The 14,387-nt window shown below is 46.8% G+C and carries 8 protein-coding genes; 5 read left to right on the top strand and 3 right to left on the bottom strand.

All coding sequences use genetic code 11. The features are described from left to right. Positions 1-4: 4 nt before the first annotated feature. A complete protein-coding gene (recB, locus tag GO493_RS16995) occupies positions 5-3,451 on the top strand; it encodes an exodeoxyribonuclease V subunit beta (RefSeq protein ID WP_157307418.1) in 3,447 nt (1,148 codons plus the stop codon). Here recB and GO493_RS31265 read toward each other — a convergent pair. Beyond that, the gene (locus tag GO493_RS31265; protein WP_262885970.1) at positions 3,445-3,573 is read right to left on the bottom strand and encodes a hypothetical protein; all 129 of its coding nucleotides are present in this window, start codon (positions 3,571-3,573) and stop codon (positions 3,445-3,447) included. The two genes, recB and GO493_RS31265, sit on opposite strands and share 7 nt — an antisense overlap. A gap of 253 nt (positions 3,574-3,826) precedes the next feature. Between GO493_RS31265 and GO493_RS16990 the strand changes: the two genes are divergently transcribed. The 3 genes from GO493_RS16990 to GO493_RS16980 all read left to right on the top strand — a co-directional run bounded on the left by GO493_RS16990 (position 3,827) and on the right by GO493_RS16980 (position 8,339). Beyond that, entirely contained in the window at positions 3,827-6,070 is a 2,244-nt protein-coding gene (locus GO493_RS16990) for a DUF5703 domain-containing protein (RefSeq protein ID WP_157307417.1), read from the top strand. A 173-nt stretch (positions 6,071-6,243) separates the two neighbouring features. Then, positions 6,244-7,767, top strand: a complete 1,524-nt coding sequence (locus GO493_RS16985; RefSeq protein ID WP_157307416.1) for a S10 family peptidase — start codon at positions 6,244-6,246, stop codon at positions 7,765-7,767. A 2-nt stretch (positions 7,768-7,769) separates the two neighbouring features. Further along, positions 7,770-8,339: a Crp/Fnr family transcriptional regulator gene (locus GO493_RS16980; RefSeq protein ID WP_157307415.1), complete on the top strand. Its 570-nt coding sequence runs from the start codon at positions 7,770-7,772 to the stop codon at positions 8,337-8,339. Positions 8,340-8,346: 7 nt separating this feature from the next. Here the strand turns inward: GO493_RS16980 and GO493_RS16975 are convergent, their stop codons facing one another. Together GO493_RS16975 and GO493_RS16970 are read right to left on the bottom strand one after the other, a co-directional pair. Further along, positions 8,347-10,440, bottom strand: coding sequence for a S9 family peptidase (locus GO493_RS16975; RefSeq protein WP_157307414.1), 2,094 nt, complete (start codon positions 10,438-10,440; stop codon positions 8,347-8,349). 190 nt (positions 10,441-10,630) lie between these two features. Next, entirely contained in the window at positions 10,631-11,296 is a 666-nt protein-coding gene (locus GO493_RS16970) for a response regulator transcription factor (RefSeq protein ID WP_157307413.1), read from the bottom strand. Positions 11,297-12,600: 1,304 nt separating this feature from the next. On the opposite strand from GO493_RS16970, the gene GO493_RS16965 reads away from it, so the two are divergent. Continuing rightward, positions 12,601-14,379: a T9SS type B sorting domain-containing protein gene (locus tag GO493_RS16965; protein ID WP_198315741.1), complete on the top strand. Its 1,779-nt coding sequence runs from the start codon at positions 12,601-12,603 to the stop codon at positions 14,377-14,379. Positions 14,380-14,387: the final 8 nt, after the last annotated feature.

Raw genomic sequence — 14,387 nt, 5'->3', positions numbered from 1 at the left:
ATTAATGAATGAACATATAACATACAGGGAGTTTGACGCCGCTACAGTGCCGCTGCAGGACAGCAACCTTATTGAGGCCAGCGCCGGTACAGGAAAAACATATTCCATCGCTATCCTCGTACTAAGGTTAGTGCTGGAAAAGGGCTTTTCTGTGAAAGAGATCCTGATGGTGACTTTCACCAAAGCGGCAGTGGCAGAACTGGAAGAACGCGTACGCCTTTTTATCCGCACAGCATATAAAGTAACCTTAGGGCATGAGATCAGGGATGCGAACATCTTCCGTATTGTAGAAGAAGCTGTAGATAGAGCCGGTATTGAGCCCGTAAGACAGCAACTAAAAGACGCTGTCCTGTTCCTCGACGAAACCTCCGTGTTGACCATTCACAGCTTCTGCCAGAAAACACTGAATGAATTTGCATTTGAAACAGATCAACTGTTTGGTGCAGAAATGATCCAGGATACCAAAGCGCTCATATCTGAAGAAGTACAGAAATTCTGGCGTAAGTATGTTACCACATTACACGCTGAACTGCTGGAAAAGATCTGGGAGCCTGACCTGATGACCAGCATCACCATGGCAATGGAAGAGCACATGGGAGGTAAACGTTATTATGCTTACCAACCCGGGCGCGATTATTCCATCACAGGCAAAGAGCAGGGGCAATGGCTGCAACAGCTGGACCTTGCCGAAGAAAAGAAGGGCAGGACAGAAGCTGATTTGCTGGCCTACGTAGAAGATAAAAAGGAAGATATAAGAACTGTATGTGAGAAGAATACTCATGCCAAAAAGAACCTGCTGCCATATATCGATGAACCGGAAAAATTCATCAGCACATTAATTGAGAAAAAAAGCGCTGCCTATATTACTAAACTATTCCCGGAAGTCCTGGAACTGGTAGCTAAAACAGAAGCTGCCAACGAAGAGCGGAAAGAGATAGTACAACAGGTTATCAGCCGCCTGTACTGCCTTGCAATAGAAGTCATCACAGCAGGAGTGAGGGGCTTCAAGAAACGCAACAACCTGCTGAGCTACGATGATATGATCACCAACCTGCACAATGCACTGGTGGAAAAAGATAATCCCAGGCTGGTCAGCGTAATGCAGGAGAAGTACAAAGCCGTGTTTGTAGACGAGTTCCAGGATACTGACAGGCTGCAGTATGAGATCTTTGAAAAAGCCTTTGGTACCGGCAGCATCCTGTTCTATATCGGAGATCCCAAACAAAGTATCTATGCATGGCGTAAGGCTGATATCTTCACCTATTTCAAAGCCAGGGCAAGCGTGCAGCATGTCTATGGCATGAACAGAAACTTCCGCTCATCTGCCTTGTTCATAGAAGCAATGAATAAATTCTTCCTGCCGGCAGATGGTTTTGACACATTCTATTTTAACGGAGAAGGAAATGCCATCAATTATATCCATGTAGAAAGCCCTGAAGAAAATAGCAAAGGGTCTTTATACAAAGGCGCTGCACAGGATACGCCCATCAGCATCTTCAACGCATCCAACAATGGTCAGTTAGCCGAAGGTGTGGCAGCGCAGGTAGCATTGCTGCTCAGAAGCGGGGAATATACTATTGGCGATGGAGAGAACAACCGCGCAGTAAAACCTTCGGATATCGGCATACTGGTGCGCACCGGCCGGCAGGGCAGGGAAGTGAAGGCAGAACTGGCAAGACTGGGCATTCCGGCCGTAACGGTAGACGATGCCAAAGTCCTGCAATCAGAAGAAGCAGGATACCTGCTGTACCTCATGGAAGCCATGCTGTCGCCCGAGCGCTCATCTATCAACCGGGCATTATTATCCCCTTTCACAGGCCTGAAACTGGATGCCATCCTGATGCTGGACGACGAAGCTACCCTTGCCCGCTTTGGCGGCTATAAAGACCGCTGGCAGCAGGATGGTATCTATACTGCCATGATGGACTTCGTTTCACATTTCAATGTGCGCAATGTACTACTACATGCACATACTGAAAGCGGAGAACGTATATTGTCTAACCTCTTCCAGCTCATAGAACTGATACACCAGATACAGAGCCGCAAAAACCTGTCCATGCCGGAACTCGTATCATGGCTGAAGCGAGGTATTGACGGCATGGCTACAGAAGGAGATGAATATGAACAACGCATGGAGAGCGATGAAGAGGCCGTGAATATAGTGACCATCCACAAAAGCAAGGGACTGGAATACAAAATAGTAATGGCGCCCTTCCTTGACTTTACAGAGAATAAATACATTGAATTCTTCAGCTTCCGCGATCCGGATACCGGCGATTATGTAGGAGTGGAGAAGAAACGGATGACGGAAGAACAGAAGACCTCCTACATCCGGCAGGCAGAACAGGAAAACAGGCGCTTGCTATATGTAGCTATTACCCGTGGCATATACAAATGCTTTATTTACCGGAATAGCTATCATAAATCTTCCACCTTATTGACTTTCCTGCAGACATTGGTAACAGCAGGGCCTATGCCCGGTATCATTGAGTTTGAAGCTGAACTGCCCCAGGCCCCTGAAGATATGGAAGGCTGGCAGATACGTATGCCCGCCAAAACTATACAAAAGCAGCCCGTCAGGTTTGTACTGAGAGAACAGAACTGGCGAAGGATGAGCTATACCATGCTGGCGGCAAAAACAGAACATGCCCCCCGTGGGCGCGCACCACAGCAGGAAGACCCTTACGAAACATTTATCTTCCATACACTGCGCAGAGGCGCTAAAACAGGTAACCTGCTGCACTATATCTTTGAGAACATCAACTTCTCTGAAGACAGCCGCTGGGAAAAATGGCTTACAGCAGCTATTCGCCGTTATGTACCAGGACAGCAGGAAGTATACGCACCCTTACTCAGGCAACTGCTGGACCACGTATTGCAGACTGATATCCACATAGCCGGCACTACCTTTAAATTATCTGCCGTAGCATGGCATAAGCGTATCCCTGAATTTGAATTTGATTTCCCTGTACGTTCCTTCCTGCCGGAAATACTGAACGGACTATCTGACGAGCAGGCCAGCATCATTGTACGCCGTTTCAATGAACAGGAACTGGAAGGTATTATGAACGGGAAAATGGACCTGTTCTTTGAGCATGAAGGGAAGTACTATATCCTCGACTGGAAATCAAATTACCTGGGAAATACACTGGAAGATTACACCGCCGAAGCATTGGCAGCAGGCATGAACGAAAACAACTATCATCTGCAGTATTATATCTACACCCTGGCAGCAAAAAAATACCTGGAAAGCCGTTTAACATCTTTCGACTATGAAAAGCAGTTTGGCGGCGTGATCTATTGTTTTGTAAGAGGAGTACGGCAGGGCATGGATACTGGTATCTTTACCTGCCGCCCCCGGTTAAGCAAAATATTACAGATGGAAAACAGCTTGCTGCCAGGCAGGAATACAAAAAGGTCTGCACAACAGCATCTTTTTGATATCTATTGATGGACGATAGCCTGCTGCTGCAGCTTAGCCTGTACCAGCATGAATGTTTCAAAAGGAAGAGGACCGGTGCTGATAGCGCTGAAATCAGGCTGATCATGCTCCAGGAAGAGGTTATCCTTCACATCACCTGCTGTATAGCAGAAAAATTAAACTTATGTATCGCCGGAATGAATATGGCGCACCATTTTAAATTCTCAGCCGGCCGCAGGCCAGAAAAGCCCCTCAAAAAATCGCTTTTACCGAAGGTCAGTTCCTTCGCATTAAGTATGATATAAAACTCAAACTGAGTACACTACCAAAATGAAATATCGAGAAAAATTGTCAGCCTAACAGCTTATTTTTGTCTTATACCCGTCCAAGAATTCCATGCATTATATGAAACACTGCTATCTCCTGTTGTTCTTCCTGCTCATCACCATATATCACCTACCCGCTCAGCACATTTATACCTGGAACACCCAAAGCCATCACGCAGGAGAATCCATGCCATGTGGCGGCGGAGATATCGGCCTCAACGCATGGGTAGAAAACGGTGATATCCTCTTTTACCTCTCCCGCAGCGGCACATTCGATGAAAATAATGCCATGCTCAAACTGGGAAGAATAAGGTTACAGTTCCCCTTCAGCAATAAGCACTTTAAACAGGAATTAAGACTGGAAGAAGGCGGCATACGTATCAGCACAGAAAGCATGCAGGTCAATCTGTGGGTAGATGTATTCAATCCACTGGTACATGTAGAAATAAAAAGCACTACACCTGTCAGCATAAAGGCTGCATACGAATCCTGGAGGTATGAAGATCATCTGGTGAAAGATGCGCGGGAGTTCCGCACTAATTCCTATAAAAAACAACCATCTTTCAATGTAAAGACATTTAAAGACAGTATCAGCTTTAAAGAAGAGCAGGTGCTGTTCTGGCATCGCAACAAAGGAGAAGATGTTTTCGATTATACAGTACACAGGGAAGGAATGGATTCCGTAAAAGAACAGTTATACAATCCCATTAAGAACAACACCTTTGGCGGTGCAATGTATGGCGCCGGTATGCTGCCGGCAGGAACAGACTCCGGCATATATGCAGATACAAAGTATCAGGCATGGGTATTACAAAGCAGGAAGGCAGTAAAAACACAGCATATAACTATTGCACTGCATGTAGGGCAGACAGCTTCCCTCAATGAATGGACAAACGGGTTAAATGCGCTTACAAAGCTCACAAGCAATAAGCAGAGAACGCAACAATGGTGGAAACAATTCTTTGAACGTAGCTATATTTCGATCAACAGTAAAGACACTGTAGTAAAAGCCATTTCCCGCAACTATGAATTGTTCCGTTACATGTTAGGCTGTAACGCTTATGGTAAATGGCCTACTAAATTTAACGGCGGACTATTCACCTTCGATCCCCGTTATGTTGATGAAAAATCCCCTTACTCACCGGACTTCCGTTTATGGGGCGGAGGCACCATGACTGCCCAGAACCAGCGGCTGGTATACTTCCCCATGCTGAAAAGTGGTGATATAGATATGATGAGGTCACAGTTTGATTTCTACATGCGCGCATGGAAAAATGCTGAATTACGCAGTAAAGTATACTGGAAACATAACGGAGCCTGCTTCACCGAACAGCTGGAGAACTTTGGCTTGCCTAATATCATGGAATATGGACCAGACCGCCCTGCCGGAACAGATCCGGGCGTAGAATACAATGCCTGGCTGGAATACCAGTGGGAAACAGTGTTTGAATTCTGCCTGATGATGTTGGAAACAGAACGTTACGGTGGAAAAGACATCAGTGAATACCTGCCCTTTATTGAAAGCTGCCTGACCTTTTACGATGAACATTACCGGCAGCTTGCCGCCAGGCGGAGTGCAAGAACGCTCGACAGCGCCGGACATTATATCCTGTATCCTACTTCTTCTGCAGAAACATTCAAGGTAACCTACAATTCCACTACTGTTATCTCAGCGCTGAAAGTGATTACAGAAAGAATGCTGGAGCTGCCGCTGGATACCGCACAGCGCCGGCGCATTGCTGGCATACAGCAAAAAATACCTCCCATTCCTTTACGCCAGATAGACGGCCATACTGTTCTCGCACCTGCAGAGACATGGGCCAGGGTACAGAATACTGAGACGCCGCAATTGTATCCTGTTTTCCCCTGGGGTATTTATGGTGTTGGCAAACCAGGGCTGGATACAGCGCTCAACACCTGGAAGTATGATCCGCATGCGGTGAAATACCGTAGTCATGTGGGCTGGAGACAATACAGCATCTTTGCTGCCCGGCTGGGGTTAACAGCAGATGCAGCTGCACTTACAGCAGAAAAGTTTAAGGACGGTCCACACCGCTTCCCTGCTTTCTGGGGACCAGCGTTCGACTGGACCCCAGACCATAACTGGGGCGGATCTGCCATGATAGGACTACAGGAAATGCTGATGCAGGTAGATGGACGGAAGATCTACCTGTTGCCCGCATGGCCGGATAACTGGAACGTGTCCTTTAAACTACATGCGCCATATAATACATTTGTAGAAGGTGTGGTGAAAGATGGGAAGATCGAGACGCTGCAGGTAACACCTGCATCCCGCCGCCAGGACGTGATCATAAAACCCTGACTTGATAACTTTCCCGCTGGTTTTATCTGCGGCTGCGCGCAGCGTAATATACCCCTCAAAAACATTGCTTTTGCCGAAGGCAAAAGCAATGTTTTGAACAATTCCCTTCGCAACAAAAAACAAACATTCTCCCTTTTAACTATCTTTAGACCTAACCATTTTACCAACAACTCATGATCCGCAACATTTTGTTTCCCCTGGCATTCTCCTGCCTGGTAGCCTCTCAGCTATCTGCACAAACAAAGGAAGCGCCAGCTAAATACGAAGGAAAGCCTTCTCCCAGCCGTATACTGGCTGTAGACTCTGCTGTCACTACCCGGCATGAAGTGACCATTAAGGGACAGCGCATCCCTTACCTGGCTACAGCAGGAAGCATTCCCGTATGGGATGATGAAGGAAAGCCGCTGGCAGGTGTTTTCTATACCTATTATGAACGCGAGGATGTAAAAGATAAATCAGGCCGCCCGCTGGTCATCTCTTTCAATGGTGGCCCGGGAACACCCTCCGTATGGATGGAGATCGGCTATACGGGCCCGCGCATCCTCAACATCGATGATGAAGGATATCCTGTACAGCCTTTTGGAATGAGAGATAACCCGCATTCTATCCTGGACGTGGCAGACATCGTATATGTAGATCCTGTAAGCACAGGTTATTCCCGCCCGGTAAGCAAAGATATTCCAGGATCAAAATTCTTTGGCGTGAACGCCGATATCAAATACCTGGCAGAATGGATCAACACCTTCGTTACCCGCAAAGGCCGCTGGGCTTCACCCAAGTTCCTGATAGGAGAAAGTTATGGTACCACCCGCGTATCAGGTCTGGCGCTGGAGCTGCAGGACCAGCAATGGATGTACCTGAACGGCGTGATACTGGTATCGCCTACAGAGCTCGGTATTGAAAGGAATGGCCCGCTGGATGCAGCACTGAGACTTCCTTATTATGCTGCAACTGCATGGTATCATAAAAAACTGCCGGCAGACCTGCAGGGAAAAGATCTGAATGATGTATTACCCGAAGTAGAGAACTTCACGTTGAATGAACTGATCCCGGCGCTGGCCAGGGGAGGAGCGTTGGATGCCGCGCAGCGTAAAAGCATAGGTGCACGTATAGCCCGTTACAGCGGCATAAAAGAAAGCGTGGTACAGGAAAATAACCTGGACGTATCAACGAACCTTTTCTGGAAAGAGCTATTACGTGATGAAGGCTTCACTGTAGGCCGGCTCGACTCCCGCTACCGTGGCATCGATCGTAAAACCGGCGGTATAGAACCGGATTATAATCCCGAGCTCACTGCCTGGCTGCAGGCATTTACACCGGCTATACAGATCTACCTGAGAGATGAGCTGAACTATAAGACCGATATTAAGTATAACATGTTCGGTAACGTATGGCCCTGGGACCAGAAAGACAACAAAACAGGAGAGAACCTGCGTCAGGCCATTGCCCAGAACCCTTTCCTGCATCTGCTGGTGCAGTCAGGATATTATGACGGCGCATGCGATTACTTCAATGCCAGGTACAGCATGTGGCAGCTGGACCCCGGCGGACGTCTCAAAGACCGGCTTAAATGGGAAGGTTACAGGAGCGGGCATATGATGTACCTGCGTAAGGATGATCTGGCTGCCGCCAATGATAACCTGCGTAAGTTCATACTGGGCGCCATCCCGGCAAAAGGTGCTCCTGCTAAATATTAACGATGCAGCGACTGGCAGAACATATAAAGAAATTCATACCCCTGACCGAAGAAGAGCAGCAGGTGTTGTTTTCATACCTCCGTTACCAGGATGTAAAAAGAAAAGAACACCTGCTGCGGCAGGGACAGATATGCAGCGCCAACTATTTTGTGCTGAAAGGCTGCTTACGTATGTATTATATCAATGACAACGGCATAGAACAGATCGTACATTTTGGTATTGATAACTGGTGGATCACCGATTATGACAGCCTTGATAAAAGGATACCTTCCCAGTATTTTATACAGGCTGTAGAACATGCAGAAATAGCCGTTCTTGACAGGCAGGTACAGGATGAGCTGTTTGCCCGTATACCTGCCCTGGAGCGGTATTTCAGGCTGGTATTACAGAGAGCGTATACTGCAGCCCAGCAACGTATCCGTTATATTTTTGACTATTCAGGAGAGGAAAGATATCTTCATTTCAGCAGGTCCTTCCCTGAGTTTATGCAACGTGTACCCCAATACATGCTCGCTTCCTACCTGGGCTTCACGCCCGAATTTCTCAGTAAGATCAGGGCTAAGAAAATTTAGCCGCCGGTCATTCTTTCAGCTTCCTTATTAAAAATTCTGCGGTGGCTTTTTCCATGATAAGGGCATTGCTGTACTTCATCCAGTGATGAGTATCGTCAGGAACAGCAATATATTCAAAGGGAACGCCTTTGCTCTCCAGCCTGCGTACCAGTCCTACACTCTGGCTGAATAAAACATTCCTGTCATCATCTGCATGGATGATAAGTACCGGCGATGTCCATGTATCCACATACGCCACCGGAGAAGACAACCATGCCACTTTTTCAGCAGTGTCAGCATCAGGAGCAGGAGTACTGTTTTGCGGAGGCGGGAACTGTGTTCGGTCATGTACCCCGTGTATATCTACACCTGCAGCAAATAGTTTTGAATCCCGTCCCAAAGCATGTGCGGTCAGGTATCCACCATAAGAGCCGCCATATACACCTATTTTCTTTGCATCTATGTCCGGTTGTGCTGCCAGCCAGTTACCTGCCGCTTTGATGTCCTGGTATTCAGAAGCGCCGTTTATGCCGGCGCTGGCAGGTTTATGTAATTCATAGCCGTAACCTATACCCAGCCTGTAGTTGACAGACAGTACTGCAAACCCCCGGCTCACCAGGTACTGGTTTATCGCATAGGCATTGGCGTAATAATCCATATAATGCCATCCCAGCAGCATCTGCCGTTGTGGGCCTCCATGTATGAACAGTATAGCCGGGTGTTTCTTTTTCCCGTCTGCCGGTTCATAGTATTGTGCATGTATCTGCATACCATCAGGAGCGGTGTATACTATCATGCGTGGTGTGGCAAGCTTATCCGCCGGATAGGAGGCCGGTATAAGTTCCTTTCCTATAATACGGGGCGTGCCTTTACTGAAGGACATCACTCCCGGCATCAGTGGTTGCTGTGCAGTAGAATTGAGAGTGGCCAGCGTTTTATTGTCGCCTGTTACTACCGGGGTAACTTCTATACCTGTACCTGTAGTAAGTATTTCCGGAACGGCCTTATCAACCGGTACACGCATGATATGCCTGCGGTCAATATCTTCAGGTGTGCTGCCATTGTTGGCGCTGAAGATAAGCCATTGCCGGTCCGGACTGAGTTTGATATGTTCAGCCATATAGTTGCCGGGTGTAAGCAGAAGCGGTGTGCCGCCGGAAGGATGGATAGAGTAAAGGTGTGGCCAGCCATCGTGATAGGAGAGGAAGGTAATGTTACCAGGCTGTGGCCAGTATAGATTAGTGGCGCCATCAGTAGTAGGAATAGAGCCGCGCAGTGTAGTGGGAGCTTTCCATATGGGAGTGGCCTTGTTAGTGGCCAGATCTGCCGTCCAGATAGCCCATGGCTGGTGCTTTCGCGGCAGGATGGAATCCGGCGCTCCGCCCGTACCGGGAGTCCGGATAAAAGCTATCTGCTTACCATCAGGGCTCCAGCGGGGAGACGCATCTTTCGAAAAAGACGGCGCTACCCACAGCAGCGGAGTGCTGACGTTGGTGTAAATGCCTATATAGGCATGATCATTACGGTTATTTACGAATGCCAGCCTGCTGCCGTCAGGCGCCCATACCAGGTTGCTATTGCTTCCTTTGGTAGTGATAATGTTACGGGCAGGTGCTGCACCATTCACTGCTGCTATCCATACCTGTCCGTTTTTGATAAATACAACACTGTCGCTACGGGGAGAAACAGCCGGATAGTCGCCTTCAGACAATACCTTGGCAGTACCGCCATCAAATGGAATAGCCCATACCTCTGTTTTGGGAGGAATGGGGGCATTGGCAGGATTAATGGGATTACTACCGTCGCGGCCACCATGATCGCCACCTCTGGCATAGATCACCCACCTGCCATCTGCTGAGATAGACAGGCTGCTTATCTCCTGCCCGTCATCCTGCGTATAGGCGCTTAGTTTACGTGGAGTGAAGGCAGGGCCTTCTGCCACATATACGTTCCTGATGCCCTGTTCATTGAAAGCCCAGGCTATGCGCTGGCCGGAAGCAGCAGCGGTGAGTTCTGACGGGAAAGGAGCTGAAGTAAGGGCTTCCATAGTGAATTGCTGTGCAATAGTGTCAGATGAAATAAATAGCATTGCTATTGCCAGCAGGGAAATGTGTCTGAGCATAGTCCATTGATTTGGTTCCTGTAAACGGGTTGAGCGGTGGTAGTGTAAGATAAGTAAAATAGCTAACCCTTAACCGGCCAAAGACTGGTTAACTCCATTATTAAAAAATTGCTTTTGCCGGAGGGCAAAAGCAATTTTTTGAGCAATTCCCTCACTATAAGAGATGACTGGTCCGCTTATAGTGTCTCACTTATGGTTTTTGTTGCTGAATGATATTTCTGATCACAAATTCTGTCAGCGCATTACGTCCCGCTACGCCAAGCTTTCCGGCTATTCTGTAGCGATGGTTTTCTATAGTGCGTATACTGACATTTAATTCTTCTGCCATTTGCTTGGTGCTTTTCCCTTCAGCGATCATTTTAATGATCCTGTTTTCTGCCTTGCCAAGCCTGTGATACAGCGCCTGTTCGGCAGTGGAAGCATTGGATAATGACACAGCACTGGTTTCTTCAGCAGTATGTACATGATTGAACTTGGCGAAACGGCCCAGGCGTGAGCGAATGCTTAGCAGCAGGTCTCTTTTCCGGAAAGGTCTTGCCAGGTAATCATCTGCGCCCAGGTTCATAGCCATGCGCATTTCCTGCTTGTTTTCTCTTGTGCTGATAAAGATCAGGGGAACGTGATCAAATACAGGTTCATTACGTAATGCCATAATAAAGTGGTGCCCGCCTGTTCCCCGCAGGTGCGCTCCACAAATGATAAGGTCGGGTTGATGTTGCTGGCAGATGATGATTGCTTCTTCCTCAGAGGCAGCTGTAAGAATATCGTATGATTGTGTAATCAGTAACTGCCTGGTTTGTCTTACAAAAACCTGATCTTCATCTACAAGCAAGATTTTATAGACTGCAGTGTTCATCAGAAAAGTATTTGCACGTTGATATACAGGTATAAAGCGTTAACAGTATGATACCCGGATCAGATGCAGATACTTTGGCCAGGGGGCTATTGGAATAGGCTCCAGTTTGCCGGAGTACTTGTTGTTGTAACAAAATAGGATGGTCGTGTGCATTTTAATTTGGTTATAATATAAGATACTTAGCAGTAGATGCAGCACAGGAATCCGCATACTTTGTTGAGTCCTGTATCTGTCTTCCATAGCTGATAAAAACGCGGTTCTTCAGAGAAAAGATATGGGCAATGGTCTCTCAGCGGCGTAAATATGTATGAAATAACGGGTGTGTATTCAACTTATACTATTTGACATATATAAAATAAGCGCTAGTACTCAAAAATGGGTGTGTTGATACTCAGTACAATTCTCAGTTCCGTTCTATAGGTCAATTTCCCGTGGATCTGCGGCTGGCTACCCCGGAATACAAAATATTAGTAAATATACTAATTTAATGATACTTTCATTTTTCTCCCGTAAACACTCCCTCCTTATATAAGTTATCCCCTCATTTCCCGGGTCAGATAGACATATTCAGTTTTTTATACATAAGTGGCTGAAACTGTTAAAATAATATTACAGGCAACGCCGGTATTACCCGTTGAAGTATCCCATATCGTAGAAAGTTGTTAACATTTTACTGTGGATATATTGTTAATGTGTGTGGAAAACCTGTGATTTATCCCGCCATATAAATGACCGAGTAATCTCTTAACTGCTCAAAAAAGTATATGCGTTAAAGTATATAAAGCATCCTTTGTAAACCTCCGGCAGCATGGCAATCTATTCGTTATATATATGTAATTTTTTATGTGAAAAATGCGTTAATTAACCTTCATTTATGCACGATCTGGAATAGTATGTTGAGTAGATGAATCTGTAATGATCTGATTTATAATAAGGAAGTAGGGACCGAGGTTATTCATTAATTTTTGAAAAAATATTGTTTTATCAATAAATATAGATATTTTTATATTCGAATTTACTATATCCTTGAATACCGGATATTTATAAATCAAAATCTCTGACCAATGAATAAAACTGCCTTATACGAAATGTGGACCGCGCTGGTAGCGGTATTCCGCACACCCGGGATGTATCCCCGGCCTGTCATGAGTTATGTATATAATAAAAGAACAATAACTCAGGGACGGCATTTCTGATGAGAGCAACGAATTGGTACAATAGCATTCAAATCTTACCACTTGTTCAGTAATCCTAAGCCTATGCGCAAAAAATACGATTCCACTCGTTTAAACCTGCTAGATAGTATGCAGCGGCGAGTTGGCCTGGCCCTTACCGGTACTAAAAGAATATCTGATCACTGCCTGCTCATGATACTTTTCATGTTAGGTATGACCTGGTTGCCGGCAAAGGCTATTACTTCAGCAGAGGGAACAGCATATAATAAGGCTGGTGCAGTTAGAGAAGTGAAAGCGCCCACAGCCATGACCTCCATTCAATGGAAGACAGCTACCTACTCAGGTAGCGGTAGCAACGGCCAGCTGGCTGCAGGTGACGTGATCACCTACCGTATCTATATACGTAACACCGGCGATCAACCACTTACCAACGTAACTGTTACAGACACCATCCCTGCCAATACCACCCTGCAAACAGCCAGCGTAGGTAACTCCGGCGGTACCGGGCCCATCAAAGGCTCAGCCGAAGACCTGGTATGGACCATCCCAACTATACCCGTTGGCGGTTCTGATGTATATGTACAGTTGATCGTTACCGTAAACAGCACACTGACAGGAGTTAGTTATATAAATAATGCAGGTTATGTAGATATCGGCGACGGTAGCGGCAAGAAACGCACCGCTGCACCAGCCACCGCCAACCTGATCACCAGCGGCCCCGGTACAAACACCGCCTGGCCATCTATCAGGATACCGGTAGATAATGGTATGAACACCCTGCACTGGAAAAGCGCCTCCTACGCGGCTACCGGTCCGAATGGCACCGTTACCTCAGGAGACGTTATCACTTATACCATACACGTTCGCAATAACGGCTCACTGCCACTCACAAATGTTGTTATCAACGACATCATCCCTACCTACACCACTTTTGTGGATGCAGACGGGGCAGTGACGCCCGACACCGATAACAGGTTGTCATGGACAATCGCTTCCATGCCGGTTGGCGGATACATTGTCCGCTCTTTCCGTGTAAGAGTCGCCGTAGATCTGACAGGCGCCAGCAGCATTGATAACATAGCCACGGTAGATAATGGTAACGGAAAAGGATTTACCAATACCTATCCTTCTATGACAGGCGATAGCAGCAAGCCTAACACCATTTCAAACAGCGGGCCCTCCGTAAGCTTACCCGTATCTACCACTACATCCTTTGTAGCCTGGAAACTGGTAGTGAATGAAAGTGGTGAGACTACTGTAAGCCCCGGCGGAATACTCACCTATTATATATATGTAAAGAATACAGGTAGTATTGCCATCCCGCTGGTAACTGTGAATGATCCGCAGCCCGATGGTACAGAGTATGAAGAAGTAATGGACGGTGGTGCATACTTTGAACCTACTGGTGCTAATGATCAGCCAACCTTCAACTTCAATATTAATAACCTGGCCGCCGGTGCTACAGCTACAGTACGCTTCAGGGTAAAAGTAAATGACAGGCTGCCGGAAGAACTTCAGTACATAAGTAATACAGCTTCTGTAAGTACTGCAGATACTTCAAAGGTACCTACATTTAACTGTGACCCTTCTGATCCTAACTGCCAGAGAGGAACTTCAACACGTATCAAGATCACTCCGGGAGCTGACAAGATGTTCGTATCCAATGTGATGACCCCAAACAATGATGGTAAGAACGACAGATTCATTGTACAGGGCATTGAGAAATTCCCTGGTAGCGCTGTGTACATTTTCAACCGTTGGGGCGGTACCGTATACGTTAGTAAAGACTACCAGAACACCTGGAGGGCAGAAGGTCTGAGTGAAGGAACCTACTACTACCGCCTGGAACTAAAGCAGACAACAGGTGAAATACAGGTATTGAAGGGCTGGGTAATGGTAATAAGATAATGATGAAC

The organism is Chitinophaga tropicalis, from assembly GCF_009758205.1.
Taxonomy (GTDB): domain Bacteria; phylum Bacteroidota; class Bacteroidia; order Chitinophagales; family Chitinophagaceae; genus Chitinophaga; species Chitinophaga tropicalis.
Note: the sequence above shows the minus strand (reverse complement) of the source record. Positions and strands in the feature narration are given on the sequence as shown.